At 56.9% G+C, this 26710-nt stretch carries 26 protein-coding genes and 1 pseudogene; 10 read left to right on the plus strand and 17 right to left on the minus strand.

Going from position 1 to position 26710, the window contains the following annotated elements:
* From sucA to sdhC, 5 genes are all read right to left on the minus strand, one after another.
* Positions 1-1695 (minus strand): 2-oxoglutarate dehydrogenase E1 component (sucA, locus tag ENTHG_RS09585; protein WP_044178449.1); only part of this gene is annotated, 1695 nt, incomplete at its 3' end.
* 369 nt (positions 1696-2064) lie between these two features.
* Positions 2065-2781, minus strand: coding sequence for a succinate dehydrogenase iron-sulfur subunit SdhB (gene sdhB, locus ENTHG_RS09590; RefSeq protein ID WP_044178452.1), 717 nt, complete (start codon positions 2779-2781; stop codon positions 2065-2067).
* Between the two features lie 15 nt (positions 2782-2796).
* Positions 2797-4563 (minus strand): succinate dehydrogenase flavoprotein subunit, encoded by a 1767-nt coding sequence (sdhA, locus tag ENTHG_RS09595; protein WP_044178455.1) that lies wholly within the window; start codon positions 4561-4563, stop codon positions 2797-2799.
* The gene (gene sdhD, locus ENTHG_RS09600) at positions 4563-4910 is read right to left on the minus strand and encodes a succinate dehydrogenase membrane anchor subunit (RefSeq protein WP_044178459.1); all 348 of its coding nucleotides are present in this window, start codon (positions 4908-4910) and stop codon (positions 4563-4565) included. The genes sdhA and sdhD overlap by 1 nt, the downstream gene beginning before the upstream one ends.
* Positions 4904-5308, minus strand: a complete 405-nt coding sequence (gene sdhC / locus ENTHG_RS09605; protein ID WP_044178461.1) for a succinate dehydrogenase cytochrome b556 subunit — start codon at positions 5306-5308, stop codon at positions 4904-4906. The genes sdhD and sdhC overlap by 7 nt, the downstream gene beginning before the upstream one ends.
* Before the next feature lie 274 nt (positions 5309-5582).
* Here sdhC and ENTHG_RS26415 point away from each other — a divergent pair, with 274 nt between their 5' ends.
* Complete coding sequence (locus ENTHG_RS26415) at positions 5583-5741, plus strand: hypothetical protein (protein ID WP_421957880.1); 159 nt, start codon at positions 5583-5585, stop codon at positions 5739-5741.
* A gap of 204 nt (positions 5742-5945) precedes the next feature.
* Positions 5946-7232 carry a citrate synthase gene (locus ENTHG_RS09610; RefSeq protein ID WP_044178464.1) on the plus strand — a complete coding sequence of 429 codons (1287 nt, stop codon included), beginning with the start codon at positions 5946-5948 and terminating at the stop codon, positions 7230-7232.
* A gap of 63 nt (positions 7233-7295) precedes the next feature.
* On the opposite strand, the pseudogene nei reads toward ENTHG_RS09610, so the two are convergent.
* The 11 genes and pseudogenes from nei to ENTHG_RS09660 form a co-directional block, all read right to left on the minus strand.
* Positions 7296-8086 (minus strand): annotated as a pseudogene (nei, locus tag ENTHG_RS09615) (endonuclease VIII).
* A gap of 15 nt (positions 8087-8101) precedes the next feature.
* Entirely contained in the window at positions 8102-8839 is a 738-nt protein-coding gene (gene pxpA / locus ENTHG_RS09620; protein ID WP_044178466.1) for a 5-oxoprolinase subunit PxpA, read from the minus strand.
* Positions 8829-9761: a 5-oxoprolinase subunit PxpC gene (pxpC, locus tag ENTHG_RS09625; protein ID WP_044178468.1), complete on the minus strand. Its 933-nt coding sequence runs from the start codon at positions 9759-9761 to the stop codon at positions 8829-8831. Before pxpC ends, pxpA begins: the two co-directional genes overlap by 11 nt.
* Positions 9755-10411: a 5-oxoprolinase subunit PxpB gene (pxpB, locus tag ENTHG_RS09630; protein WP_044178469.1), complete on the minus strand. Its 657-nt coding sequence runs from the start codon at positions 10409-10411 to the stop codon at positions 9755-9757. Before pxpB ends, pxpC begins: the two co-directional genes overlap by 7 nt.
* Before the next feature lie 120 nt (positions 10412-10531).
* A complete protein-coding gene (locus ENTHG_RS09635; RefSeq protein WP_044178472.1) occupies positions 10532-11656 on the minus strand; it encodes a fimbrial protein in 1125 nt (374 codons plus the stop codon).
* Between the two features lie 168 nt (positions 11657-11824).
* Positions 11825-12952, minus strand: a complete 1128-nt coding sequence (locus tag ENTHG_RS09640; RefSeq protein ID WP_044178475.1) for a fimbrial protein — start codon at positions 12950-12952, stop codon at positions 11825-11827.
* A gap of 34 nt (positions 12953-12986) precedes the next feature.
* Positions 12987-13172 (minus strand): fimbrial biogenesis chaperone, encoded by a 186-nt coding sequence (locus tag ENTHG_RS26420; protein ID WP_161624519.1) that lies wholly within the window; start codon positions 13170-13172, stop codon positions 12987-12989.
* Positions 13118-13687, minus strand: a complete 570-nt coding sequence (locus tag ENTHG_RS09645) for a fimbria/pilus periplasmic chaperone (protein ID WP_052332684.1) — start codon at positions 13685-13687, stop codon at positions 13118-13120. The genes ENTHG_RS26420 and ENTHG_RS09645 overlap by 55 nt, the downstream gene beginning before the upstream one ends.
* A gap of 247 nt (positions 13688-13934) precedes the next feature.
* Positions 13935-14684 carry a type 2 GTP cyclohydrolase I gene (locus ENTHG_RS09650; RefSeq protein ID WP_044179205.1) on the minus strand — a complete coding sequence of 250 codons (750 nt, stop codon included), beginning with the start codon at positions 14682-14684 and terminating at the stop codon, positions 13935-13937.
* 9 nt (positions 14685-14693) lie between these two features.
* A complete protein-coding gene (gene phrB / locus ENTHG_RS09655; protein WP_044178477.1) occupies positions 14694-16112 on the minus strand; it encodes a deoxyribodipyrimidine photo-lyase in 1419 nt (472 codons plus the stop codon).
* A 156-nt stretch (positions 16113-16268) separates the two neighbouring features.
* The gene (locus ENTHG_RS09660) at positions 16269-16475 is read right to left on the minus strand and encodes a YbfA family protein (protein ID WP_044178480.1); all 207 of its coding nucleotides are present in this window, start codon (positions 16473-16475) and stop codon (positions 16269-16271) included.
* 341 nt (positions 16476-16816) lie between these two features.
* Between ENTHG_RS09660 and kdpF the strand changes: the two genes are divergently transcribed.
* The 6 genes from kdpF to kdpE are packed head-to-tail and all read left to right on the plus strand — an operon-like array spanning position 16817 to position 24605.
* Positions 16817-16906 carry a K(+)-transporting ATPase subunit F gene (gene kdpF / locus ENTHG_RS24195; RefSeq protein ID WP_071825837.1) on the plus strand — a complete coding sequence of 30 codons (90 nt, stop codon included), beginning with the start codon at positions 16817-16819 and terminating at the stop codon, positions 16904-16906.
* On the plus strand, positions 16906-18585 hold the full coding sequence (gene kdpA, locus ENTHG_RS09670; protein WP_044178486.1) for a potassium-transporting ATPase subunit KdpA: 1680 nt from the start codon (positions 16906-16908) through the stop codon (positions 18583-18585). The genes kdpF and kdpA overlap by 1 nt, the downstream gene beginning before the upstream one ends.
* An 18-nt stretch (positions 18586-18603) precedes the next feature.
* On the plus strand, positions 18604-20652 hold the full coding sequence (gene kdpB, locus ENTHG_RS09675; protein WP_044178488.1) for a potassium-transporting ATPase subunit KdpB: 2049 nt from the start codon (positions 18604-18606) through the stop codon (positions 20650-20652).
* A 12-nt stretch (positions 20653-20664) separates the two neighbouring features.
* Entirely contained in the window at positions 20665-21240 is a 576-nt protein-coding gene (gene kdpC / locus ENTHG_RS09680) for a potassium-transporting ATPase subunit KdpC (RefSeq protein WP_044178491.1), read from the plus strand.
* Positions 21241-21243: 3 nt separating this feature from the next.
* Positions 21244-23931 (plus strand): two-component system sensor histidine kinase KdpD, encoded by a 2688-nt coding sequence (gene kdpD / locus ENTHG_RS09685; RefSeq protein WP_044178494.1) that lies wholly within the window; start codon positions 21244-21246, stop codon positions 23929-23931.
* Positions 23928-24605 (plus strand): two-component system response regulator KdpE, encoded by a 678-nt coding sequence (gene kdpE / locus ENTHG_RS09690; RefSeq protein WP_044178497.1) that lies wholly within the window; start codon positions 23928-23930, stop codon positions 24603-24605. Before kdpD ends, kdpE begins: the two co-directional genes overlap by 4 nt.
* 5 nt (positions 24606-24610) lie before the next feature.
* On the opposite strand, the gene ENTHG_RS09695 is transcribed toward kdpE, so the two are convergent.
* On the minus strand, positions 24611-25621 hold the full coding sequence (locus ENTHG_RS09695) for an NADP-dependent oxidoreductase (RefSeq protein WP_044178499.1): 1011 nt from the start codon (positions 25619-25621) through the stop codon (positions 24611-24613).
* An 85-nt stretch (positions 25622-25706) separates the two neighbouring features.
* Between ENTHG_RS09695 and ENTHG_RS09700 the strand changes: the two genes are divergently transcribed.
* Both ENTHG_RS09700 and speFL read left to right on the plus strand, forming a co-directional pair.
* Positions 25707-26252, plus strand: coding sequence for a TetR/AcrR family transcriptional regulator (locus tag ENTHG_RS09700; protein WP_044178501.1), 546 nt, complete (start codon positions 25707-25709; stop codon positions 26250-26252).
* Between the two features lie 324 nt (positions 26253-26576).
* A complete protein-coding gene (gene speFL / locus ENTHG_RS25305; protein ID WP_114149115.1) occupies positions 26577-26681 on the plus strand; it encodes a leader peptide SpeFL in 105 nt (34 codons plus the stop codon).
* The last annotated feature ends 29 nt before the right edge of the window (positions 26682-26710 follow it).

A 26710-nucleotide genomic window follows, 5' to 3' on the forward strand; every position in this document is an offset into this window, starting at 1 on the left:
GGTGGTGATGCGTTTAGCCAGCTCCTGCAGGCGCTTCATCTCTACCTTATTCGGGTAGCTCTCGTCCCACTCGTGGTTGAGATAAGGCGACCAGGTAAAGGAGTGCATATTCATCGGACGCCACTCTTTCACCACGCATTCGCCAGCATCCAGCGCGTCGCGGTAAAGGTTAACCATTTCGGTGGCGTCTTCGAGGGTCGCTACGCCGTCCTGCTCCAGCTTATCGGCATAGATTTTGCGCGGCGTCGGGTGTTTTTTGATTTTCTGGTACATCAGCGGCTGGGTTGCGCTCGGCTCGTCGGCTTCGTTGTGGCCGTGACGGCGGTAGCACACCAGATCGATAAAGACATCGCGCTTGAAGGTGTTACGGAAATCCAGCGCCAGACGGGTCACAAATGCGACCGCTTCCGGGTCATCCGCGTTAACGTGGAAAATCGGCGCCTGTACCATTTTACCGATGTCGGTGCAGTACGGCGTGGAACGGGCATCCAGCGGGTTCGAGGTGGTAAAGCCCACCTGGTTGTTGATAACGATGCGAACGGTGCCGCCCACTTCGTATCCCCGCGCTTTGGACATGTTCAGGGTTTCCTGCACCACGCCCTGCCCGGTGACCGCCGCGTCGCCGTGAATGGTGATCGGCAGCACTTTGTTGCTGCTCGGCTCGTCCAGACGATCGAGACGCGCACGCACGGAGCCCATCACCACCGGGCTTACGATTTCCAGGTGCGACGGGTTGAACGCCAGCGCCAGGTGCACCAGGCCGCCTTCGGTTTCGATATCGGACGAGAAGCCCATGTGGTACTTCACGTCGCCGGTGCCAAGGTGTTCTTTATGCTTACCGGCGAATTCGTCGAACAGGTCCTGAGGTTTTTTACCCAGCACGTTGATAAGCACGTTCAGACGACCACGGTGGGCCATGCCCAGCACCACTTCACGGGTGCCGCTTTTACCCGCATGGCGAATCATCTCTTTTAGCATCGGCACCAGCGCGTCGCCGCCTTCCAGCGAGAAGCGTTTCGCGCCGGGGAATTTCGCTCCCAGGTAGCGCTCCATGCCTTCCGCCGCGGTCAGCTCGCCCAGAAAACGTTTTTTCTCTTCGGCGCTAAAGCTGGCTTTACCGGCAACGGATTCGATACGCTGCTGGATCCAGCGCTTCTCTTCGGTGCTGGTGATATGCATATATTCCGCGCCGATAGAGCTGCAGTAGGTCTGCTTGAGCGCGGCAATCAGCTCGCCGAGCTGCATGGTGTCTTTGCCAATAGCAAACGACCCCACGTTGAAGGTTTCCTGGAAATCCGCTTCGGTGAGGTCGTGGAAGGCAGGATCGAGATCCGCAACGCGTTCCTGTTGCCACAGCCCCAGCGGGTCAAGGTTCGCCTGCTGATGCCCACGGAAACGGTAGGCGTTGATCAGCTGCAGGACTTTGACCTGTTTCGCATTGGTGTCAGGGTCGGTAACGGAAGAGGAATAACGTGATGCATCTTTCGCCAGACGGCGGAAATAATCACGTGTTTTGGAATGGAATTGATCCGGCTTCACTCCGGTGCCCGGAAGCTCTTCGAACATGGAGCGCCATGTTGCGTCGACCGAGTCAGGATCGGTTAAGAAGTCTTCATAGAGCTGCTCTATCCAGCTCTGGTTCGAGCCAGAGAGGTAAGAAGAGTCCAGCCAGGCTTTCAAAGCGCTGTTCTGCATCGTGATCCCTTAAGCATTGTTATGCTTACTTCGCCGTGGATAACAACAACGCACACCACGTGTACGTTCCGGGGTTCACTTGCGAGCTCTTGGTTGGCCCGCGAAGGAACCTTTAAAAACTGCCATTAATCTTCTGCGTTCAGGCTGCGACTTCGTTGGCTGCCTTCGCTTACCCCAGTCACATAGTTCACTATGCTCCTGGGATGCGCTCAGTTGCCGCCTTGTCTCGCGCTGAACGCCTCGATTACTGGATGTGCCAATGTGGCGGTTTTTAAAGATTTCCTGCAATCCATTCCCTCTCCTTTCGGGAGAGGCTAGCTTGTAGCCCGGATAAGGCGCGTGCGCCGCATCCGGGACTTTTTTGCTGACTTACGCGCTGCGCTGCAACAACATCGACTTAATATGGCCGATGGCGCGCGTCGGGTTCAGCCCTTTCGGACATACGCTGACGCAGTTCATGATGCTGTGACAGCGGAATACGCTGAAAGCATCGCTCAACCCTTCCAGACGGCTATCGGTTTCCGTATCGCGGCTGTCGATCAGGAAACGGTACGCCGCCAGCAGACCGGCCGGGCCGATAAACTTGTCCGGATTCCACCAGAAAGACGGACAGGAGGTTGAACAGCAGGCACACAGAATACATTCGTACAGCCCGTCGAGTTTTTCACGCTGCTCTGGCATCTGCAGATGCTCGCGTGCAGGTGGATTCTGCCCATTATTCAATAAGTAAGGCTTAATCTTCTCATATTGGGCATAGAATTGCCCCATGTCCACAACCAAATCGCGGATTACCGGCAGGCCGGGCAGCGGGCGAATAACAATCTTCTGTTTGCCATTGCCCAGCGCCGACAGTGGAGTAATACACGCCAGGCCGTTTTTGCCGTTCATGTTCAGGCCGTCTGAACCGCACACCCCTTCACGGCAGGAGCGACGAAAAGAGAGGCTCGGGTCCTGCTCTTTAAGCTGCATTAAGGCATCCAGCAGCATCATGTCGCGGCCTTCTTCCCCTTCCAGCGTGTAGTCCTGCATGCGCGGCGCATCGTCAACGTCCGGGTTATAACGATAGATCGAAAATTCGAATTTCATTTTCCACTCTCCGCATTAATAAGTACGAATCTTCGGCGGGAACGCCGGACGTAGTTTCGGTTCCATATTGACGCTGCGACGCGTCATGGACTCGCTCTCTGGCAGATACAGGGAGTGACACAGCCAGTTTTCATCGTCGCGATCCGGGTAGTCGAAGCGGCTATGCGCGCCACGGCTCTCAGTGCGGAAGTTTGCGGAAACGGCGGTGGCGTACGCGGTTTCCATCAGGTTGTCGAGTTCCAGACACTCAACGCGCTGGGTGTTGAACTCGCTGGAGGTATCATCCAGACGGGCGTTTTTCAGGCGCTCGCGGATACCCTTGAGCTGCTCCAGCCCTTTCGCCATCGCATCGCCTTCACGGAATACGGAGAAGTTGTGCTGCATGCACTCCTGCAACGCTTTACGGATAACAACCGGGTCTTCGCCGTCACGGTTGTTGTTCCAGCGGTTGAGGCGCTCCAGCGACGCTTCCACGTCGGAGTCGCTGGCATCACGCAGCGGCCCCTGCTCGGCAATGGATTCCTGCAGGTGCAGACCGGCCGCGCGGCCAAAGACCACGAGGTCGAGCAGCGAGTTGCCGCCCAGACGGTTGGCGCCGTGAACCGATACGCAGGCGATCTCGCCCACCGCGAACAGCCCCGGGATCACCACGTCTTCGCCCTGCGCGTTAACGGTCAGCGCCTGGCCGGTTACTTTGGTCGGAATACCGCCCATCATGTAGTGGCAGGTCGGGATAACCGGAATCGGCTCTTTCACCGGATCAACGTGGGCGAAAGTGCGCGACAGCTCCAGAATGCCCGGCAGGCGGGATTCCAGCACCTCTTTACCGAGGTGATCGAGTTTCAGCTTGGCGTGCGGTCCCCACGGACCGTCGCAGCCGCGGCCTTCACGGATTTCGATCATGATGGAACGCGCCACCACGTCACGACCCGCCAGGTCCTTCGCATTCGGCGCGTAACGCTCCATAAAGCGCTCGCCATGTTTGTTCAGCAGGTAACCGCCTTCACCACGGCAGCCTTCTGTGACCAGAACGCCCGCGCCGGCGATACCGGTCGGGTGGAACTGCCACATCTCCATATCCTGCACCGGCACGCCTGCGCGCAGCGCCATACCGACGCCGTCACCGGTATTGATGTGGGCATTGGTGGTGGACTGGTAAATACGGCCTGCGCCGCCGGTCGCCAGCACGGTCGCGCGGGCTTTAAAGTAGACCACTTCACCGGTTTCGATGCACAGCGCGGTGCAGCCGATAACCGCGCCGTCCTGGTTTTTCACCAGATCCAGCGCGTACCATTCGGAGAAGATGGTGGTGTGGTTTTTCAGGTTCTGCTGATAAAGCGTGTGCAGCAGCGCATGACCGGTACGGTCAGCCGCCGCCGCCGTGCGCGCCGCCTGCTCGCCGCCGAAGTTTTTCGACTGGCCGCCAAACGGGCGCTGATAGATTCGGCCATCGTCCAGACGGGAGAACGGCAAACCCATATGTTCCAGCTCCAGAATCGCTTCGGGGCCGGTTTTACACATATATTCGATAGCGTCCTGGTCGCCGATGTAATCGGAGCCTTTTACCGTATCGTACATGTGCCATTCCCAATTATCCTCGTGCGTATTGCCCAGCGCGACGGTGATGCCGCCCTGCGCCGACACGGTATGGGAACGGGTTGGGAAAACTTTAGAGAGCAGCGCGCAGGTCTGGCCGCTCTGGGAAATTTGTAGCGCCGCGCGCATACCTGCGCCGCCTGCGCCAATAACAACAGCGTCAAATTCTCTGACTGGCAATTTCATCACACACCCCACACCACAACGAATCCATAAATAACGTAAACCGCGAGCGCAACGACGATAGCCAGTTGCAGAATCAGGCGTACAGCCACCGATTTAACGTAGTCGGTCAGCACCTGCCACATCCCAATCCAGGCATGAATTAGCGTGGAGAAGAGCGCCAGCAGCGTGAAGACTTTGGTGAAGGCAGAGGAGAAGAAGCCCGTCCAGACTTGCCAGGTGACCTCGCCAGTGACGGCGAAGAACCCGACCATGTAGATAATGTACAGCGTCAGGACGATTGCGGTAGCGCGGACCAGAATAAAGTCATGTACGCCATTGCGTCCTAATGCGGAGGCGTTGCTTACCATACGAGGACTCCTGCGAGAAGTGAAAGCACGACAGTTATTGCAAAACAGATAGTAGCGGAGCGTTTTCCTGCTTCGAATGTCTCTTCCAGCCAACCGAAGTCCATCAGCATATGGCGAATACCGCCAACCGCGTGATAGGCCAGCGCCGTCAGAATGCCCCACATAATAAATTTAACAAAGAAGCCGCTCATGATGGCGGAAGCGGTTTGAAAACCGTCTTGAGATGACAGCGACAGCCCCAGTAACCACAGCAGGATCCCGACAGCCACAAAAGTAATGACGCCGGAAACACGGTGCAGAATGGACGCTATCGCCGTGGCAGGAAACCGAATCGTTGTGAGATCCAGATTAACAGGTCTCTGTTTTTTCACATTTTTTATCATGAATAACGCCCACATGCTGTTCTTATAGTTTCCTTCCTCCGGTCTGCGTGCGGGTCAGACAGCGTCCTTTTCTATAACTGCGCGTCATGCAAAATTTCAGCTTCCAGATGCGAAACGACAGGTTACAACGCTGGGTGGCTCGGGATTGCAGGTTATTCCGGAGACCTGGCGGCAGTATAGGTCGTTCACAAAATCATTACAATTATCCTACATATAGTTTGTCGGGTTTTATGCAGAACAGTGATGCTCGTCACGATACCAACATTTATTTAAATTTTAATCATCTGATTTGACAAATATTAAACATTATTGTTACAAACTTCACCCGGAGAGAGTTATAATTCGCAAAAGTTATGGGGTCTTGCTTTCACCTGCCAATAAGTTATGCAACAGTGTGATGGTATTGACCGAAGTAATCAGGACAGTTATTAGTGATAGACAGGTTTGACATATTCGGACTGCCGGAAACCTGATTTGTTGTTGTTTCGACTGGACTTTCAAAGTGTACCTGCACGCGCCCATCGCTCTGTACCCTGGTTCCTCCCCTCAGCAGAGCCGCGAGCCAAATAACAATCTGGTAACGTTTGAAGTCAGTTGAATACGAATCCGGTAACGGGCAGTCTTAAGCAATAAGGCGCTAAGGAGACCGTAAATGGCTGATAAAAAGGCAAACCTCACCTATAACGGTGACGCTGCTATCGAACTGGATGTGCTAAAAGGCACGCTCGGTCAGGATGTTATTGATATCCGTAGTCTCGGCTCAAAAGGAGTGTTTACTTTTGATCCAGGTTTCACCTCTACCGCATCATGCGAATCCAAAATTACTTTTATCGACGGCGATGAAGGTATTCTGTTACATCGCGGTTTCCCGATCGATCAGTTAGCCACCGAATCCAACTATCTGGAAGTGTGCTACATCCTGCTGTACGGTGAAAAACCGACGCAGGAGCAATATGACGAATTTAAAACCATCGTTACCCGCCACACCATGATTCACGAGCAGATTACTCGTCTGTTCCACGGCTTCCGCCGCGACTCTCACCCGATGGCGGTGCTGTGCGGCGTAACCGGCGCGCTGGCGGCCTTCTATCACGACTCGCTGGATGTTAACAATCCGCGCCACCGTGAGATTGCCGCGTTCCGTCTGCTGTCCAAAATGCCGACCGTAGCGGCAATGTGCTACAAGTACTCCATCGGTCAGCCGTTTGTTTATCCGCGTAACGACCTCTCTTATGCGGGCAACTTCCTGAATATGATGTTCTCAACGCCGTGCGAAACCTATGAGGTTAACCCGGTACTGGAACGCGCGATGGACCGTATTCTGATCCTGCACGCCGACCATGAGCAGAACGCTTCTACGTCAACCGTGCGTACCGCAGGCTCTTCGGGCGCAAACCCGTTTGCCTGTATCGCGGCGGGCATCGCTTCCCTGTGGGGGCCTGCCCACGGTGGCGCTAACGAAGCGGCGCTGAAAATGCTGGAAGAAATCAGCACCGTTAAGCACATTCCGGAATTCCTGCGCCGCGCCAAAGACAAAAACGATTCGTTCCGTCTGATGGGCTTCGGTCACCGTGTCTATAAGAACTATGACCCGCGCGCGACCGTAATGCGTGAAACCTGCCATGAAGTGCTGCGTGAACTGGGCACCAAAGACGATCTGCTGGAAGTGGCGATGGAGCTGGAACACATCGCGCTGAACGACCCGTACTTCATTGAGCGTAAGCTCTATCCGAACGTGGACTTCTACTCCGGTATCATCCTGAAAGCGATGGGCATCCCCTCCTCCATGTTTACCGTTATCTTCGCGATGGCGCGTACCGTGGGCTGGATTGCGCACTGGAATGAAATGCACGACGACGGGATTAAAATCGCCCGTCCGCGCCAGCTGTATACCGGTTACGATCAGCGCGAATTCAAATCGGATCTGGAAAAGCATTGATCTGATGGACGTAAAAAAACCCGCTGCGGCGGGTTTTTTATTGGCTGTATCTCAAGCTGCTCGCTACTTCTGGCACCCGGGGCACCAGTAAAAAGGCCTCGACGACAGCGTTGTTTTTTCAATCACCCCGCCACAGCGCTCGCACCTCTTCCCGGCGCGATGAAACACCTTAAAGCGAAACAGCGCCCCGTGATGTTTTTATCGTCAACCCTGCCTCGCGTCTGGTAGGAGAGCCGCGGAATCTCCAGCAGCGCCCCGGCCAGCACATCCAGCTGTTCGTCCGTGAGCTCCGCCGCTTTGTGCTGCGGGGCAAGGGCGGCATACCAGAGAATCTCCACCCGCAGATAATTCCCCAGCCCCGCCAGAAATGCCTGATCGAGCAGCAGGCCGGAGAACTGGCGACGACGAAAACGCGGTGACAGCAGCCGCGCTTTGACCTGCTCTGTGGTAAGGGACATATCAAGCACATCCGGCCCGACGCGCTGCAAAAAGGGGTGCGCGGCCAGCTGCTGAGCCGTCAGCAGTTCGATGTCCGAAGCGCTGTACAGCAAAATCGCTTTATCCGCCGCCGCCAGCCGCACGCGCAGTATCCGTGTGGTCGCCACCTCCTCCCCCGCATCGACCACCCGCCAGACGCCATACAGCTGATTGTGGCTGTACAGGGTCAGGCCGCCGGAGAAGTGAGTGAGCAGTGCTTTGCCCCGGGTTTCGATGCGCTCAATGGTCTGCCCGACAAGCGAGGAGGCGTGCGTTTGCAAATGCGGAAAAGCAAACCAGACCTCGGTTAAGGGTTTGCCTTTTATCGCGGCTTCAAGCGTATCCGCCGCACGGCGAATCTCCGGTCCTTCTGGCATCACAACATCCTTTCGTTAATCAGCAGTTACCTTTACACCACGAGCCTGAAAAGCGTCCCGCAGACGACCGGCAAATAATAGCGCACGATCGCCGTCGCCGTGCAGGCAGACCGTCTGCGCCATCACTGGCACCGACAGGCCATGAATACTTGTCACCTTCCCGTTTTGCACCATGTCGAGCGTCTGGGCCAGCGCCTCCTCATCATCGTGAATCAGCGCGCCGGGCTGCGAACGGGGCACCAGCGTACCATCATCCTGATAGCGCCGGTCGGCAAAGACCTCCTGGCGCGTGCTCAGGCCAACGCGTTCCCCGGCACGAATCAGTTCGCTTCCCGCCAGACCGACCAGCAGCAAGGAGGCGTCTGCGTCGCGGATAGCGCGAGCGATGGCATCCGCCAGCACAGCATCGGTTGCCGCCTGGTTATAGAGCATGCCGTGAGGTTTTACGTGGCGCAGATGCCCCCCTTCAGCGCGCACTATCGCCGCCAGCGCGCCAATCTGGTATAGCGTTTGCGCATAGACGGTCTCTGGCGGCAACTGCATCGCAGTGCGGCCAAAATTCTGCCGGTCGGGAAAACCAGGATGCGCCCCGACAGCGACGCCGTTTTTCAACGCCTCGCGCACGCAACTCAGCATGGTCTGCGCATCCCCGGCGTGAAAACCGCAGGCAATATTGGCCGAGGTGACCCGTTTTAGCAGCGCCGCGTCATTACCGCTCCCCTCGCCGAGATCGGCGTTAAGATCAATCCTCATGCCGTAGTCGCCACGTCAGCTGTTCCAGAAACCGCGCCTGATCCTGTCGCGCCGCCAGCGCCTCTTCAAGCGTGGCGGGCACAAAGTGGATCGGTTGTCCCAGCGGGATTTGCGCCAGATGATACATATCCGCTTCGATAATACAGGCAATGCGCGGATAGCCGCCGGTTGTCTGGGCGTCATTCATTAAAATAATGGGTTGACCGTTGGACGGCACCTGCACCACGCCGGGCAACAGCCCGTGAGAAACCAGTTCCCGGTCGGTTGCCCGCACCAGTTGATGCCCCTGCATCCGGTATCCCATACGGTTACTTTGCGGACTTAAACGCCACGGCACCCGCCAGAATGCCTCCTGAGAATGGGCATCGAACTCACGGTATTCCGGGCCGGGCAACGCCCGAATCCGGTTTCCCCATAACAGCTGCCTGACCCCTTGCGGGCGTTTTATCGTTCGTGATGCGGCGCGTATCGGGATAGTGTCGCCATCGCGCAATAATCGCCCTTCCAGGCCGCCAAGGCCGGTTTGCAGATCGGTACTGTAAGAGCCGAGCACCTGCGGCACATCAAGCCCGCCCGCGACGGCCAGATAGCTACGCATGCCGTGCTGCGGACGATTCAGTACCAGCCGCTGGCCTGGCTTTGCCAGATAGCGCCAGCCGGTCCATACCACGTTGCCATCGAGTTTTGCTCCACACCCTGCGCCGGTTAAGGCAAACCAGACCTCGGTGGTAAATTCTACTTCGCACTGCCCCAGGGTAATTTCAAGCCCCGGCGCGTCTCCTTCGTTACAGACCAGCGCGTTGGCGATATGCAGCGCCGGGCCGTCCAGCGCCCCGCAGTAGCTAACGCCACCCTGGCGCAGGCCAATGCGTTTGCCGCCCTGGACGGTGGTATAAATGCCGGCTCGGATAATTTTCAGCATACGCCCTCCCTGCGGGGAATAAATCGTACCGTATCGCCGGGGCGTAGCAGTACCGGTTCGGCAAGCGTGGGGTTGAAAAGAGGCAGCTCGGTGCGGCCAATCAGGTTCCAGCCACCCGGCGTCGACAACGGATAGATGCCCGTTTGCGCGCCGCCAATAGCGACCGAGCCCGCAGGCACGCTCACGCGCGGCTCCGCGCGCCGCGGGGTGGCAAGCTGCGCGGGTAAGCCGCCCAGATAGGGAAAGCCGGGCTGGAAACCTAAAAACCAGACAACATAGTCGATAGAGGCGTGAAGCTCTACCACCTGAGACGGTGACAGGCCAGCGTATTCGGCGACAATGGGCAGGTCGGGCCCGGCCTCGCCCCCATAGACCACCGGGATTTCCACCGTCCGGGAATCAGGCTCCAGCGCTTCGCTCTCCTCCCACCAGCGCTGCAAACGCTCAATGGCATCGAGCGCCAGCAGATGGGGGTCGCGGAGCACCACGGTGATATTATTCATTCCCGGAATGGCTTCCACCACTTCCGGCACATCCGCCAGCCGCTGGGTTAAACGCCAGATACGCTTTTGCGTCGCCAGCGTAACGGGCGGTTCCAGCTCCAGCACCACTGCCGTTTCGCCTAACAGATAACACCGCGCTCGCTGCACTTTGCCGCTCCTTTCATCCGGGTTACGTTATCAATACGTTAAGATAACGCGCGCGGTGGCTTCCGTCGACAGGGATGACGCGGGCAACGATATTGCCCGTCAGAGAGCCGCAATCACCCGTCAGTAATAGGTGATCATATAGGTCATTTTGCCGTTGCCCTGCCCAGCGCTGATATCCGCAATACTGCTTGCCGTCTGTATATATCTTGCGACGAGGGGAATAGTGTAGGTGGCCCCCTGAGTGGGAGACATCGTATATGTTTGCGTGCCTTTTCCCGCCGAAAAATCGACAAATCGAGGTGAGGCTGCGGTGCCGTATGCCAGTTGGATACCCACCCCTTGCGCGGCTGATGGGCCGGTGTCTACCGGCATAATCCCCTGACTGCTTGTCGTTGCATTACCGGCCAGTAAGCTTACGGTCATGACGTTATTGCGAATGATATCTTTATTATCCCCCCGCTCACCCGTGCCATAAAAGACCGGACAGTTGATAAGGCGAATGCTGGCATCAACCCAGGGGGTGGCGAAATGGCTATCTTCGCGGTTGCGCGTATCCGCAATCTGATGACTGCCAAGATTGACGGTAACATCCGGCGTATCGCAGGTGGCGGAAACGATATAAAACGTTGCAGGCGACAAAATAAATCGCGCCATCGTGACCTGGCCATTGGGTAACGCCGCCGTATTGCTACTGTTGGACACTTTGACAATCGAATCAATACTGGGAATAACAGTCGAATCTATCGTTACGGTATGGCTCCCAACGGGAATATCGCCATATTTGACCAGGTCTATATCAAATACCTGCGTTATCGAGCCGGTATAATTGAGTATTTTGTTAGTATAAGAGTAGGTTGTAAACCAGTAAGGAAAAGCATAGGCGCCACGACGAACGACCAGACCAAGCCCCTCTACATTCGTTTTATAGACTGGATAGGTGCCCGTTGGGCTACTTAAACCACCGCCGCTCATTTCGATAGTTCGTCCGCCAGCGCCATAGGTATACGCCCCCTGTAGCGTGTAGCTATGTGCCGTCTGGCATTTAAAGTTTTGCCCGGACTGCCCCCCCACATAATGCTCAAAAAAAACGGTGCCAACAGCGACGTTTGGGTCGATGGAAATACGTTTTCCGGAAGGGATGGTAACATTGTAGATCTGCGTGTCGTAACTGCAGTCGCTCCCCCAGGTTGTTGCGTGCAGCGGCGAAATTGAAAAAAACAGGAGTAAAAATATTGCGTATCGCATGCCACTTTCCTCTGAGCTTGTTTTGTTAATCCATTACGCTGTTAATCAGCAGATCGCTCCGGTTGTTTGCCCCTGAATTTAATAAAGTGGTATCTGAAATCTCGCTAACCAATATGCTGATACCACTGTGTCTTATTAAAAAATTGCCAGAATCAAAAAGCCTGCGCTCTAAAAATAGTTAATCAGATAGGTGATTTTACCGTTCGCCGGTCCGCTCTTAACGTCGCTCAGGCTACTGGCCGTTTGTTTATAACGGGCCACAAGCGGAATGGTATACGTGGCCCCCTGGGAAGAAGACATCGTATATTTTGCACTGGCCTGCCCGCCCGAAAAGTTTACCGGCTGCGCAGACGTAGCAGTGCCATATGCCAGTTGAATGCCTACGCCACTCGCCGTTGGCCCCGTGGTATCAACAGGCATCATCCCTTCACTGCTGGTCGTGGCGTTACCTGGCTGAAGCGTTAAGGTGAGAATATTGTTACGCGTTTTACTTTTAACATCGTTACTGCGCTCGCCTGTACCATAAAAGACGGGGCAACCCGTTAAGTGGATACTTGCATCCACCCAGGGTGTCGCAAACTGCCCCCCTTCGCGGTTAGCGGTATCTACGATTTTACGTTTGCCCAAATCGACGGCAACATCTGGTGTGTTGCAGGTACTGCTGACAATATTAAATGTGGCGCTGCCCATAGTGATGCGCTGCAGCGTGACTGTGCCATTTTTTAATTTAGTTGTATTACTACTATTAGAGATAACAACGTTCCTGTTGATCACCGGTAAATAAAGCGAGTTAACATTTACCGTGCTGGCACCAAGCGGAATGTCGCCATATTTAATAATATCTATATCAAAAGTCGTTCCCCAACGGTAACTCAACTTTTGATTTGTTTGGGGTGTGGGGGTGGAGGTATAGGGAAATGCTCGGCTACCGCTCCTGATAACCATCCCGACTCCGCGGATATTGGTTTTATAAACCGGGTAAGTACCTGTAGAACTTGTCAAGCCATTACCGCTCATCAGGACAAATGATCCACCGTTTTCATAGGCATACTGCCCGGCATAGGAATAACTCAGGGCTGTATCACAAGCTATCGCACCGGATAAATCCGTGTTAATAAAATGTTCAAAAAAAGTGGTTCCCACCGGCACATTAGGATCAAGGGTGATCTTAATTCCGGCGGGAAAGGAAATAGCGGTCTCGATCACACTGTATTTACAGTCGGTTCCCCAGGGAATATCTGCCGCCTGTACTGAATTAGCGAAAAACGCCGCACCTAACAAAACGTAATAACGCATTTTAAACCTCTCCATGTCAAAACGCCTCTTTTAATCAGCAACCCGATGCCAGCCTGATTTGCTTAATTGCCCCAAAATCATTGATGTACTTAATATGACAAGCGGTAGCGTTACGCAAAGAGGCGTCATCATCCGTATCCAGCGTCAGCGAGCCATAAGGCGCAATCATCTCGCCCTGCACCACGTGCTCTTTGTTTCCGCTCTGCCACTCAATTTCCACCAGTGAGATATAAAAAGGGCTCGGATTAACAACGGAAAAACCTTTATTTTTTTCGTCATTTTCAGCGACGCTGCCGCCTCTTCAACGCTGCCTGTCAATGTCTGCGGCCGGTAAAATATTTTTAACCGGCTCTGATAAGCGACATTGAGATAATTTTTATCATTATGCTGTTTTGGCGGCACCGCCAGAACGTTAAGCCAGAACACCGACTCCCGATCGGCAGGCAGATTGCTGCCGGTGTAGCTCAACCGCAGCATCTGGCCTTTACCCCCGTCAATACGCGTGATAGGAGGGAAGATAACAAAGGGGACTTTCACCTGTGCCGGTGAGACGGTGGGGTCGCCGGTATCAACCCAGCTTTGTACCAGCGAGGCATTTTGCCCTTTATTGGTCAGATTGACGGTTACCTCTTTCTTGTCAGCGGGATAGATAACCCGCGTTCCGGATATAACAATGCCCGCCCAGGCCGGCGAGGCTGATACTAAAACAATGAATAATAAAAGATGGCGCAACATCACTCTTTTCTCCATCTTTTGCAATCACGCGCGCCTGTAAACAGACCGTACGCCTGACGCAAATATAAGAATTTCCCCTCAGAAAAAACAGTATAAATAAAGGTCAGCTTTGTTCAACCAAAACCATAAACTGGCGAGAAATTAAGGCTATTTCATTTACAAAATAAATGAAATAGCCTTAAAATATTCACTATTATTATTAATAAGAGCGGGCGCGATAAATAATATTACTTTCGCGCCCGTTTTATCAGGCGGGGTTGGGGATATCGATAAAGGTCACATCAAGATCGGTATTTTCCGTAAGCCATTCGCTCAGCGCGCGAATGCCGCCGCGTTCGGTGGCATGATGGCCAGCGGCATAGAAATGTAGCCCCTGCTCACGGGCCGAGTGAATGGTCTGCTCGGAAACCTCGCCGGTAATAAAGGCATCGACGCCAAAACGGGCCGCGTCATCAATAAATCCCTGGCCGCCACCGGTACACCAGGCCACGCGTTTCACCTGCTCGGGCCCGGTATCGCCACACCATAACGGCCTGCGGCCCAGCCGCGCCTCGATCCACGACGCCAGCTCCAGGCCCGGAACCGGCATCGACAGTTCGCCCCAGGGCAGCAGCTGTTCATCGCCGACGGTGCCCATCACCGTGATGCCGAGTAACGACGCCAGCTGTACGTTATTCCCCAGCTCCGGGTGCGCGTCCAGCGGCAGATGCCAGCCGTAGAGGTTAATATCATTGGCGAGCAGGGTTTTCAGGCGGTTACGCTTCATGCCGCGAATGATAGCGGGCTCATTTTTCCAGAAATAACCGTGGTGAACGATCACTGCGTCCGCCTGCTGGCGCACGGCCTCGTCCAGCAGCGCCTGGCTTGCCGTAACGCCGGTGATAATTTTCTGTACTGATTCACGGCCTTCCACCTGCAGCCCGTTCGGACCGTAATCCTTGAATGCCGCAGCGTTGAGTTTTTCGTTGATCAGGGTTTCCAGTTCACTATTTTTCATCATTCTCTCTTACGGTTTGCGTGCGCTTTCATAGGCCGCCAGCGTGGCGACGCGAGCCTGTTTATGGTCAACGATCGGCCGCGGATAATCCAGCGGGTTTCCGGTCTTATCTGCCCATTGCCACGGCTGGTGAATGGCTTTACCGGGAATATGCGCCAGTTCGGGAAGCCAGCGGCGGATAAACGCCCCCTCCGGGTCGAACCGTTCCCCCTGGGTGGTGGGATTGAAAATACGAAAATACGGGGCGGCATCGGTGCCCGTCGAGGCTGCCCACTGCCAGCCGCCGTTATTGGCCGCCAGATCGCCGTCCACCAGCTGTAACATAAAATAGCGTTCGCCGCGCCGCCAGTCGATAAGCAGATCCTTGACCAGGAAACTGGCGGTAATCATTCGCAGGCGGTTATGCATCCAGCCGGTACTGTTCATCTGGCGCATTGCGGCATCCACAACAGGATAGCCTGTTCTCCCCTCTTCCCAGGCGCGAAGCATCTCCGGCCGGTCATTCCATGACACCTTGCGGGTCCAGGCAATAAAAGGCTGGTGCTTACATAAATCAGAATGATACGTCATCAAATGGCGATAAAATTCACGCCAGATAAGCTCGTTGAGCCAGACCCCGCCTGCGCCGCCGTTCAGGGCATCCGGCTGTTCCGCCAGCAGGCGGTGCAGACACTGGCGCGGCGACAGTACGCCAATGGTCAGGCAGGCTGAAAGGCGGCTGGTCCCCTCGATGGCCGGAAAGTCGCGTTGTTGTTCGTATGCCGCCGCCTGCTGGCGGCAAAAGTGCCGCAGCCGCTCCAGCGCGCTTTTTTCATCAGCCGGAAACAGCGTCGGGTCAAAATCCTGCTGCGGATAATCAAACGTTATCGTCTCCTGCACGCCGGTTAACGGCCCACCGTTACGCACAGAAGGCGCGGCAACGCACGGCGGCAGCCCTTCTTTAAGCCGCCGTAGAAAGGCGCTTTTAAAGGGGGTAAATACCTTATACATCTCGCCACTACCGGTCATTACGCTGCCGGGGGGCAGCATCACGCTGTCATCAAAGCCCTGACAGGACACGCCGGTAAGCAGCTTCTCTACCGCAGCATCGCGCTGACGCTCATTGAACTCATACTGATAGTTATAGAAGAGATGGCTGACCTGCTCCTGCTCGCAGACGGCGGCCACCGCCTGCACGCTGGCGGCGAAGTCAGCCACTTCGCGATAAATCAGCGCAATGCCCCTCTGTGCAAGGTGTTGCCGCAGTTCATTGAGATGTGCGGCAAGATAAGCGGCCTGCCGCGGCGCCATAGCGTGCTGCCGCCACTGGGCAGGGGTAGCGATAAATAAGGCCTTCACGCTGGCCGTCTTATCACGGCAGGCGGCAGAAAGCGCCAGGTTATCGTGAACGCGTAAATCCGCGCGAAACCAGACCAGATGCGTGGCCATAATTCTCCTGAAAATCAATGCCTGACAGAAATAATAAGCTGCAATGATTGTAGCCGGAGTCAGCGAAAAAAGGCGTGCCAGAGAGGTGGCGTAAAAGTGGCAAAAAAAAGCCACCGCAGTGTTGCTGCGGTGGCGGGGGTTTTGCTGTGTGCTTAATTAATAAAAATCGCAGGTTACTTTTTCAGCCTGATCCATCCAGACCGGTTTCTCACTGGTTTTAGCCCAGACGCGGTGCAGGTAGCTGTAAAAGCGCGCGCGGTCTTTCCAGAATATCATTACCGGCAACGCCAACAGACCTGCCAGCACGGCGAAAGTACGACGCATCAACACGACATGCGCTGGAAACGCTTTATAAATAGTCATTTTTCTCTCCCCTTTGTTTGGCCGGTAACGGTCACCGGAAAATGTTTTGCCGTATTAGATTGAGAAACCGTTCTGCGGCGTATCTTAATCTGGTTAAAATAGTACCGCTTTGTCGGTAATTTTACTACTCATCCGACCACTATTTTTTATCAATTGAACCTTTATTTACATTCACGCCGTAATTAAGTTACAAAATAGTTAAATTAACACTAACCATTAGTTAAATTATGGTCTTATCCATTTTTATACTTTTTTTACACCCTGCCCGCTGATTTTTGCGAAATCTTTTCACCCGAAATCCTACCCTCACCGCAATCCCTGAACACACCCGGAGGTGGATTGTGAGTGCAGCCGTAGTGACCGGTATCGTGCTGGTTTTCCTGTTGTTGGGCTATCTGGTTTACGCCCTGATAAACGCGGAGGCTTTTTAATGGCAGCCCAGGCGTTTTTGCTGATAGCTGGCTTTCTGCTGGCGTTATTTCTCCTCGCCCGCCCGACAGGCTTACTGCTTGCCAGACTGATTGACGGCGCGCCGCTGCCCGTAGTGCGCGGGTTTGAAACAGGCATCTGGCGGGGTTTACGGATCGATACCCGCGAGATGACATGGCGGCAATATCTGCTGGCGCTGTTGCTGCTCAATGGATTCGGTTTGCTGCTGCTGTTCACGATTCTGCTGCTGCAGGGCATTTTACCGTTCAACCCGCAGCGGTTGCCGGGACTCTCCTGGGATCTGGCGCTTAACACCGCCGTGAGTTTTACCACCAACACCAACTGGCAGGCTTATGCGGGTGAAAGCACGCTGAGCTATTTCAGCCAGATGGTCGGGCTGACGGTGCAGAATTTTCTCTCGGCGGCCACGGGTATCGCGGTGGTCTTCGCCCTGATTCGGGCTTTTTCCCGCCATAGCATGACCACTCTGGGGAATGCCTGGGTCGATCTCACCCGTATTACGCTCTGGCTTCTGCTGCCGCTTTCCTTGCTGCTGGCGTTAATTTTTATCCAGCAGGGGACGCTACAAAATATTCACCCTTACCAGCCGTTCACCTCGCTGGAAGGGGCGAAACAGCTGTTGCCGATGGGCCCGGTTGCCTCGCAGGAGGCGATAAAAATGCTGGGTACTAACGGCGGCGGCTTCTTTAACGCCAACTCTGCGCATCCCTTTGAAAACCCAACCGCGTTGACCAACATTCTGCAAATGCTGGCGATCTTTTTGATCCCTACCGCACTGTGCTTCGCCTTTGGCGATGCGGTGAAGGATCGTCGCCAGGGGCACGCCATTCTGTGGGCGATGGCGGTGATTTTCGTGCTCTGCGCAGCGTTCGTGATGTGGGCCGAATGGCAGGGCAACCCGCACTTTCTGACGCTCGGCGGCGACAGCGCAGCCAATATGGAAGGTAAAGAGAGCCGCTTTGGCATTCTCGCCAGCAGCCTTTTTGCCGTGGTGACTACCGCAGCCTCCTGCGGGGCGGTTAACGCGATGCACGACTCTTTTACCGCGCTGGGCGGGATGGTGCCGATGTGGCTGATGCAAATCGGCGAAGTGGTTTTCGGCGGAGTCGGTTCGGGCCTGTATGGAATGCTGCTGTTCGTGCTGCTGGCGGTCTTTATCGCCGGGCTGATGATTGGCCGCACGCCTGAGTACCTGGGCAAGAAAATTGACGTGCGCGAAATGAAAATGACCGCGCTGGCTATTCTGGTCACCCCTGCGCTGGTGCTGGCCGGCACCGCGCTGGCGATGATGACGGAGGCCGGGCGCAGCGGCATGTTCAACCCCGGCATTCATGGCTTTAGCGAAGTGCTGTACGCCGTCTCATCCGCCGCCAACAACAACGGCAGCGCCTTTGCCGGATTAAGCGCCAACACCCCGTTCTGGAACTGCCTGCTGGCCTTTTGCATGTTGGTGGGCCGCTTTGCCGTCATCATTCCGGTTCTGGCGATCGCCGGTTCGCTGGTCAGCAAGAAAAGCCAGCCGGCGAGCCAGGGCACGCTGGCGACCCACGGCGCGCTGTTTGTCGGCCTGTTAATCGGCACGGTGCTGCTGGTTGGCGCCCTGACCTTTATTCCGGCCCTGGCCCTTGGCCCGGTGGCTGAATACCTCTCTTTACGTTGAGCGATGCGGAGCACAATTATGAGTCGCAAGCAAATGGCGCTGTTTGAACCATCACTGGTCGCTCAGGCGCTTAAGGATGCTGTTAAAAAATTAAGCCCCCATACCCAGTGGCGTAATCCGGTCATGTTTATTGTCTGGACAGGCAGCCTGCTGACCACCCTGATTACGTTGATGATGGCGGCAGGCCAGATGCCGGGCAATCCTCTGTTCAGCGGGGCGATAAGCATCTGGCTATGGGTAACGGTGCTGTTCGCCAACGTTGCCGAAGCGCTGGCCGAGGGGCGCAGTAAAGCCCAGGCCAACAGCCTCAAAGGGGTGAAAAAGACCGCTTTCGCCAGGAAGCTGCGCGCGCCGCGTCACGACAGTGAAAGCGAGTCGGTGCCAGCGGCGCAGCTGCGTAAAGGGGATATCGTGCTGGTGGAAGCTGGCGACATTATTCCCTGCGACGGCGAAGTGATTGAGGGCGGCGCGTCGGTGGATGAAAGCGCCATTACCGGCGAGTCCGCGCCGGTGATTCGTGAGTCGGGGGGCGACTTCGCCTCCGTCACCGGCGGCACGCGCATTCTCTCCGACTGGCTGGTGATCCAGTGCAGCGTCAACCCCGGCGAGACCTTCCTTGACCGGATGATAGCCATGGTGGAAGGCGCGCAGCGGCGCAAAACCCCCAATGAAATCGCGCTCACCATTCTGCTGGTGGCCCTGACCATTGTCTTTCTGCTGGCGACCGCCACCCTCTGGCCCTTCTCCGCTTACGGCGGCACGGCGGTCAGCGTCACCGTACTGGTGGCGCTGCTGGTCTGCCTGATCCCCACCACTATCGGCGGCCTGCTGTCGGCCATTGGCGTTGCCGGAATGAGCCGGATGCTCGGGGCGAACGTGATTGCCACCAGCGGACGGGCGGTTGAAGCGGCAGGAGATGTGGATGTCCTGCTCCTTGATAAGACCGGGACCATCACGCTGGGCAATCGCCAGGCCTCAGAATTCCTGCCGGCGCAGGGCGTGGATGAACGGACGCTGGCCGATGCGGCGCAGCTCTCATCACTGGCGGACGAAACCCCGGAAGGCCGCAGCATTGTGATACTGGCTAAACAGCGTTTCAACCTGCGCGAGCGGGACGTTCAAAGCCTGCAGGCCACTTTCGTCCCCTTCACCGCCCAGACCCGGATGAGCGGTATTAACGTACAGGGGCGGACTATCCGTAAAGGCTCTGTTGACGCCATTCGCCGCCATATTGCCGCCAACAACGGCCAGTTTCCCGCCGATGTCGACGCGCAGGTTGAGCAGGTGGCGCGACTGGGAGCCACGCCGCTGGTGGTGGCCGAAGGGGCGCGGGTGCTGGGCATTATTGTGCTAAAGGATATCGTCAAAGGCGGCATTAAAGAGCGCTTCGCCCAGCTGCGTAAAATGGGGATCAAAACGGTGATGATCACCGGGGATAACCGGCTGACGGCTGCGGCTATCGCCGCCGAAGCGGGGGTGGATGATTTCCTTGCCGAGGCGACGCCGGAAGCGAAACTGGCGCTGATCCGCCAGTATCAGTCCGAAGGTCGGCTGGTGGCGATGACCGGCGATGGCACCAACGACGCCCCGGCGCTGGCGCAGGCGGACGTGGCCGTCGCCATGAACTCCGGCACCCAGGCGGCGAAAGAGGCTGGCAATATGGTGGATCTGGACTCCAACCCCACCAAACTGATCGAGGTGGTGCATATTGGCAAACAGATGCTGATGACCCGCGGCTCCCTGACGACATTCAGTATCGCTAACGATGTCGCCAAGTATTTCGCCATTATCCCCGCCGCGTTTGCCACAACCTACCCGCAGCTCAATGCGCTGAATATCATGCATCTGCACTCCCCTGCCTCGGCCATCCTGAGCGCGGTGATTTTTAACGCCCTGATCATTATTTTCCTGATTCCGCTGGCGCTGAGGGGGGTGAGCTACAAGCCGCTGAGCGCCCAGGCAATGCTGCGGCGTAACCTGTGGATTTATGGTCTGGGCGGGCTGGTGGTGCCCTTTATCGGCATCAAACTTATCGACCTGCTGCTGACCCTGTTCGGCGTGGCATAAGAGGGATTAAAAATGAAGTTGCTTCGTTCCGCGTTTCTGCTTTTACTCATGATGACGTTGATAACCGGCGGCCTCTATCCGCTGGCCGCCACCGCGCTGGGGCAGTGGCTTTTTCCTGACCAGGCTAACGGCTCGTTGATCCGCCAGGGCGACAGCGTGCGGGGTTCACGGCTGATTGGGCAGAACTTTACCGCGCCGGGATATTTTCATGGCCGCCCTTCCGCCACCGCCGATGCCCCCTATAATCCGATGGCGTCCGGCGGCAGTAACCTGGCCGCCAGCAACCCGGCGCTGGACAACGCCGTAGCCGCGCGTATCGGGCAGCTGCGGGCCGAAAACCCGCAGGCGGACGCCGCCGTTCCGCTGGAGCTTATTACCGCCTCGGCGAGCGGGCTGGATAATAACCTGACGCCGCAGGCGGCAGGCTGGCAGGTGCCAAGAGTGGCGCAGGCCCGCGGCCTTTCCGCCGACGCCGTCCGGCAGCTGATAGTGGAGCACACCACCCGACCGCTGGTCAGCGTCACTGGCCAGCCGGTGGTGAACATTGTTGAACTCAATCTGGCGCTGGACGCGCTCAAGGATAACTAAACCATGACCGACGAGCCTTCGCGCCCGGACCCTGACCGGCTGCTGGAAGCGACTTCAACGCCCCACCGGGGCAAACTGAAAATCTTCTTCGGCGCCTGCGCCGGGGTGGGCAAGACGTTTGCCATGCTGCAGGAGGCGCAGCGGCTGCGGGCGCAGGGGCTGGATATTGTCGTCGGGGTGGTGGAAACGCATGGCCGCAAGGAGACGGCCGCCCTGCTGGAAGGGCTGACCCTATTGCCCGCAAAACGCATCGCTCATCGTGGGCGACTTATTGAAGCCTTCGATCTGGACGCCGCCCTTGCGCGGCGTCCGGCGCTGATTCTGATGGATGAGCTGGCGCACAGCAATGCCCCCGGCTCGCGGCACCCGAAGCGCTGGCAGGATGTCGAGGAGCTTCTTGAGGCGGGCATCGACGTCCTGACCACCGTAAACGTACAGCATCTGGAAAGCCTGAATAATGTGGTCAGCGGCGTTACCGGCGTGCAGATCCGTGAAACCGTACCCGACCCCTTTTTTGACGCTGCCGACGAAATTGTGCTGGTGGATCTCCCCCCCGATGACCTGCGCCAGCGGCTGCATGAGGGCAAGGTTTACATTGGCGGCCAGGCTGAACGGGCCATTGAGAACTTCTTTCGCAAGGGCAACCTCATTGCCCTGCGCGAGCTGGCGCTTCGGCGCACGGCTGACCGGGTGGACGTTCAGATGCGCGCCTGGCGCGATCGGCTGGGTGAGGAAAAGGTCTGGCACACCCGTGACGCCATCCTGCTGTGCGTCGGTCACGGCGCAGGCAATGAAAAACTGATCCGCACCGCAGCCCGTCTGGCGGCGAAGCTGGGCAGCGTCTGGCACGCCGTCTACGTGGAAACCCCGGCGCTGCATAAACTGCCCGAACAAAAGCGGCGGGCGATTCTGGCCGCGCTGCGCCTGGCCCAGGAGCTGGGCGCGGAGACGGCAACCCTTGCCGATCCGGCAGAAGATAAAGCCGTTCTGCGCTATGCCCGTGAACACAACCTCGGCAAAATCATCATTGGCAGGCGGCGCAAGCGCTACTGGCTCAGCGGCGAATCCTTTGCTGACCGCCTGGCGCGCCGCGCGCCGGATCTCGATCTGATTATTATCGCCCCTGACGATGCGCCGGTGAGCCTGCCGACGCGCCCCTCTGACAATCGCCCCGCCGGAGAAAAGTGGCGCGTACAGCTTAAAGGCTGCGCCGTCGCGCTGGCCCTGTGCACCGTCATCACCCTGGCCGCCATGCAGTGGCTGCTGGCGTTCGACGCCGCCAATCTGGTGATGCTCTACCTGCTGGGGGTGGTGGTCATTGCCCTGCGTTACGGACGCTGGCCTTCGGTGTTCGCCACGGTGATTAATGTCGCCAGCTTCGATCTCTTTTTTATCGCCCCGCGCGGGACGCTGGCGGTGTCGGACGTGCAGTATCTGCTGACCTTCGGGGTGATGCTGACGGTGGGGCTGGTCATCGGCAATTTAACCGCCGGGGTGCGTTACCAGGCCCGCGTCGCTCGCTACCGGGAACAGCGCACCCGCCACCTTTATGAGATGTCTAAAGCGCTTGCCGCCGGGCGCAGCAAGGCGGCGATCGCCGCCACCAGCGAGGCGTTTATCCGCTCGACCTTTGACGCCCGCAGCCAATTGCTGCTGCCGGATGATGAAGGCAAACTGGCTCCCGTTACCGACAGCCACGAAATCAGCTCGTGGGATGATGCTATTGCCCGCTGGAGTTTTGACAAAGGCCAGCCTGCGGGCGCGGGCACCGACACCCTGCCCGGCGTGCCGTATCAAATTTTACCGCTGAAAAGCGCGAATAAAACGCTGGGGCTGGTGGTCGTGGAGCCCGCTAACTTACGCCTGCTGATGATCCCGGAGCAGCAGCGGCTGCTGGAAACCTTCACCCTGCTGGCGGCCAGCGCCCTTGAGCGACAGGCGCTGGCCGCCAGCGAAGAGCAGGCGCGGCTCGCCAGCGAGCGGGAGAGTATCCGCAACGCCCTACTGGCGGCCCTCTCCCACGACTTACGCACGCCGCTGACCGTGCTGTTTGGCCAGGCGGAGATCCTGACGCTGGATCTTGCCAGCGAAGGCTCGAAACATGCGCCGCAGGCCAGTGAAATCCGCCAGCATGTGCTGAATACCACCCGGCTGGTCAATAATCTGCTGGATATGGCGCGCATTCAGTCCGGGGGGTTTAATTTACGCAAAGAGTGGCTGACGCTGGAAGAACTGGTGGGCAGCGCACTCAAAACACTGGAGCCGGGGCTCGACGGGCAGCATATTCTGTTAAATCTGCCCGACCCGCTGTTGCTGGTGCAGGTTGACGGCCCGCTGTTCGAGCGGGTGCTGATTAATTTACTGGAGAACGCGGTGAAATATGCCGGCCACCGGGCCGATATTGGCATTAACGCCCGGCATGACGCGCGGCAGCTGACGCTGGAGGTGTGGGATAACGGGCCGGGTATTCCTGCGGGCCAGGAGCAGGCCATTTTCGCCAAGTTTGCTCGCGGCAATAAAGAGTCGGCAATACCCGGCGTGGGGCTGGGACTGGCGATTTGTCAGGCGATTGTCGAAGTGCATGGCGGCACCATCTCGGCGGCAAACCGTCCGCAGGGCGGCGCGACTTTTCGTGTTACACTGCCGCTGGACGCTCCCCCGCAACTGGATGAACTCGCCGAGGTGCTGTGATTAACGTACTTATTGTCGAAGACGAACAGGCCATCCGCCGCTTTCTGCGCACCGCGCTGGAAGGCGAAGGGTTACGGGTGTATGAAGCGGATAACATGCAGCGCGGTCTTATCGAAGCGGCGACCCGCAAACCGGACCTGGTGATCCTTGATCTCGGCCTGCCGGACGGCGACGGTCTCGACTTTATCCGCGACCTGCGCCAGTGGAGCCAGATGCCGGTCATTGTGCTCTCCGCCCGCACGGAAGAGACGGATAAAATCGCCGCGCTGGACGCCGGGGCCGATGACTACCTCAGCAAACCCTTTGGCATTGGCGAACTGCAGGCGCGCCTGCGGGTGGCGCTGCGCCGCCAGGCAGGCTCCCAGCCCGGCGAGCCTGTCGTCACGTTTGGCGATATTCGCGTCGACCTCGCCGCTCGCCGCATTGTGCGCGGCGAGGAGGAAATCCACCTGACGCCCATTGAGTTTCGCCTGCTGGCGGTGCTGCTTAACAACCACGGTAAGGTATTGACTCAACGCCAGCTCTTAAGCCAGGTATGGGGGCCGAACGCCGTTGAGCATAGCCACTACTTACGCATCTATATGGGCCATCTGCGCCAGAAGCTGGAAGCGGACCCCGCCCGCCCCCGCCACCTGTTAACGGAAACCGGTATTGGCTACCGCTTTATGCTATAGCGTTCTTAAAGCACTGAAAGCACTATCTTTCCTCTGATATGTCCGCGTGCCGCCCGTTCATGGGCCTGCCGGGCGTCGGCCAGGGGGTAAACGCTGTCGATAGCCACCTGCAATACCCCTCTGTCAAACAAACCGGCAAGCTCTGCCAGCTGCGCTCCGCTGGAGCGCACCTGCGTTGTGGAAACGGTGACGCCCCGCCTGGCGGCTTCATCGATGGCTGAAAAACCAAGGGGAAAAATCGGGAACAGCGCGCCGCCGCGCCTGAGGGTGGGTAAAAAACGGCCCGCGTCAGGACCGCCCGGCGCATCGATCACCAGGTCTATTTCGCTGACCACATCCCATGCAGCGGTCTTTGTATAATCGATAAACCTATCTGCACCCAGCTCTCGCAGGAACGTCTCATGTGTGCCCGACGCTACCGCGATAACCTGCGCCCCCTGCCATTTTGCCAGCTGTACGGCGAAATGGCCGACGCCGCCAGCGGCGCCGTTAATGAGCACGGTTTTGCCCGTAAGCGCAACGGGCTGATGGGGGGCTGGCTGCAGCGGGTTCTGCACATCGTCTGCCGATGCAATCATAAACTGCCAGGCGGTGAGCAGCGACATTGGCGCAGCGGCGGCATGAAGATGATCCAGCCGCGCCGGCTTACGGGCTACCTGCGATGCCGGCACGCTTACGTATTGCGCATAAGCTCTGCATTCGCCCGCGGCGCCCTCCGGGAAACGTACCATCGAGTAAACCGCCTCCCCCAAGGAAAAATCCGTGACGTCGTCGGCAACGGCGGCAATCACGCCTGAGATGTCCGTGCCCAAAATCAACGGGAAGCTGACCTCCGGACGCCACTCGGGCGGCAGCGTTTTATAGCCATCCCGTAAATACCAGTCCGGCGGATTAAGGCCGACAGCATGTACCCGCACCAGCACCTCTCCAGCCCGCAGCGCTGGCACTGGCGCGTCTTCATAGCGCAGTACATCCGGCCCGCCGAATGCATATTGTTGAATCGCTTTCATGGTCATACTTCCTCCCGGCAGCAAAGTGCGTTATTTTAACGGAGCAGTGTTCCGAATATGCGGAACACTGCTCCGTTTGTCAAGGAGACCTATGCGCGCCGATGCCAGAAAAAATTACGATCACCTGCTTGCCGTTGCCCGCGATCTCTTCGCTGAGCAAGGCGCTGATGCCTCACTGCGTGATATAGCACGCAGAGCGGAAGTGGGTCTGGGAACGTTATATCGCCATTTTCCGAACCGCGAGGCCTTACTGGAGGCCCTGCTGCGTTCAAGTTTTGCCGACCTGGCTGCCCGCGCGGAGAGGTTGCAAGCGGCAGACGATCCCGGTGAAGCGCTGCGGGCATGGTTGCAGGAGATGATTACTTTTACCCACCGGCATCGGGGTATTCTAACCCCGATGATGAGCGCTATCGAAGATCCCTCCTCCGCACTCCACGCTTCCTGCGTGACGCTGAGAACGGCCGGCGCGGCGCTGCTTGCCCGTGCGCAGGCGGCAGGTGTCGCCCGTCCCGATCTTGATGGCGATATGCTGTTTGATCTTATCGCTGCGCTGGCCTGGCTGCGGGAGCAGCCGTCGCACGCGCAGCGCGCCGAACGGCTGTTCAGCCTGATTACCGGCGCGGTGCTGGCTGTATAAAAAAGCCCGGCAGGATCCGCCTGCCGGGACTTGTTTATTATGATATGAATGATTATTCATTATTTTTAATTAAGTTCTCAATATCAGAATAATAATCCCGGCCGTCTAAAACTCTTATTTTAAGGAATAAGCTTAATCTCATCGAAAATAAAAAAACAATTAAACAACATATAAACAACAAAATGATATCTTACAGCATGATATACATAATCTGAGGGCGCAAACTTTAGAAATGATCGTTTTTTATTGATCTTCTTCACGGTTAATCTTTATTTCACGGATAAAATAGCCACACTTTCTACTGATCCAGGAAAGGTGAACAAAATGGAAAATAATAGCCGTACAATGCCTCACATAAGGCGGACAACACATATTATGATGTTTGCCCACCGCAACAGTTTTGACTTTCACTTCTTTAATGCCCGTTAGTCGTTCGACTATGGGCACTCCAGCATACA

The organism is Phytobacter massiliensis JC163 (assembly GCF_000321045.1).
Classification (GTDB): Bacteria; Pseudomonadota; Gammaproteobacteria; order Enterobacterales; family Enterobacteriaceae; genus Phytobacter_A; species Phytobacter_A massiliensis.

What these genes read in the sequence shown, in the direction of transcription:
- sdhD (WP_044178459.1), bottom strand. Translation starts at nt 4,910, where the DNA reads ATGGTAAGCAACGCCTCCGCATTAGGACGCAATGGCGTACATGACTTT.
- ENTHG_RS09660 (WP_044178480.1), bottom strand. Translation starts at nt 16,475, where the DNA reads ATGACTATTTATAAAGCGTTTCCAGCGCATGTCGTGTTGATGCGTCGT.
- ENTHG_RS09635 (WP_044178472.1), bottom strand. Translation starts at nt 11,656, where the DNA reads ATGCGATACGCAATATTTTTACTCCTGTTTTTTTCAATTTCGCCGCTG.
- sdhA (WP_044178455.1), bottom strand. Translation starts at nt 4,563, where the DNA reads ATGAAATTGCCAGTCAGAGAATTTGACGCTGTTGTTATTGGCGCAGGC.
- sdhB (WP_044178452.1), bottom strand. Translation starts at nt 2,781, where the DNA reads ATGAAATTCGAATTTTCGATCTATCGTTATAACCCGGACGTTGACGAT.
- ENTHG_RS09645 (WP_052332684.1), bottom strand. Translation starts at nt 13,687, where the DNA reads ATGTTGCGCCATCTTTTATTATTCATTGTTTTAGTATCAGCCTCGCCG.
- sdhC (WP_044178461.1), bottom strand. Translation starts at nt 5,308, where the DNA reads ATGTGGGCGTTATTCATGATAAAAAATGTGAAAAAACAGAGACCTGTT.
- pxpC (WP_044178468.1), bottom strand. Translation starts at nt 9,761, where the DNA reads ATGCTGAAAATTATCCGAGCCGGCATTTATACCACCGTCCAGGGCGGC.
- ENTHG_RS09640 (WP_044178475.1), bottom strand. Translation starts at nt 12,952, where the DNA reads ATGCGTTATTACGTTTTGTTAGGTGCGGCGTTTTTCGCTAATTCAGTA.
- kdpD (WP_044178494.1), top strand. Translation starts at nt 21,244, where the DNA reads ATGACCGACGAGCCTTCGCGCCCGGACCCTGACCGGCTGCTGGAAGCG.
- kdpA (WP_044178486.1), top strand. Translation starts at nt 16,906, where the DNA reads ATGGCAGCCCAGGCGTTTTTGCTGATAGCTGGCTTTCTGCTGGCGTTA.
- ENTHG_RS09610 (WP_044178464.1), top strand. Translation starts at nt 5,946, where the DNA reads ATGGCTGATAAAAAGGCAAACCTCACCTATAACGGTGACGCTGCTATC.
- phrB (WP_044178477.1), bottom strand. Translation starts at nt 16,112, where the DNA reads ATGGCCACGCATCTGGTCTGGTTTCGCGCGGATTTACGCGTTCACGAT.
- ENTHG_RS09700 (WP_044178501.1), top strand. Translation starts at nt 25,707, where the DNA reads ATGCGCGCCGATGCCAGAAAAAATTACGATCACCTGCTTGCCGTTGCC.
- pxpA (WP_044178466.1), bottom strand. Translation starts at nt 8,839, where the DNA reads ATGAGGATTGATCTTAACGCCGATCTCGGCGAGGGGAGCGGTAATGAC.
- speFL (WP_114149115.1), top strand. Translation starts at nt 26,577, where the DNA reads ATGGAAAATAATAGCCGTACAATGCCTCACATAAGGCGGACAACACAT.
- ENTHG_RS09695 (WP_044178499.1), bottom strand. Translation starts at nt 25,621, where the DNA reads ATGACCATGAAAGCGATTCAACAATATGCATTCGGCGGGCCGGATGTA.
- kdpB (WP_044178488.1), top strand. Translation starts at nt 18,604, where the DNA reads ATGAGTCGCAAGCAAATGGCGCTGTTTGAACCATCACTGGTCGCTCAG.
- kdpC (WP_044178491.1), top strand. Translation starts at nt 20,665, where the DNA reads ATGAAGTTGCTTCGTTCCGCGTTTCTGCTTTTACTCATGATGACGTTG.
- ENTHG_RS09650 (WP_044179205.1), bottom strand. Translation starts at nt 14,684, where the DNA reads ATGAAAAATAGTGAACTGGAAACCCTGATCAACGAAAAACTCAACGCT.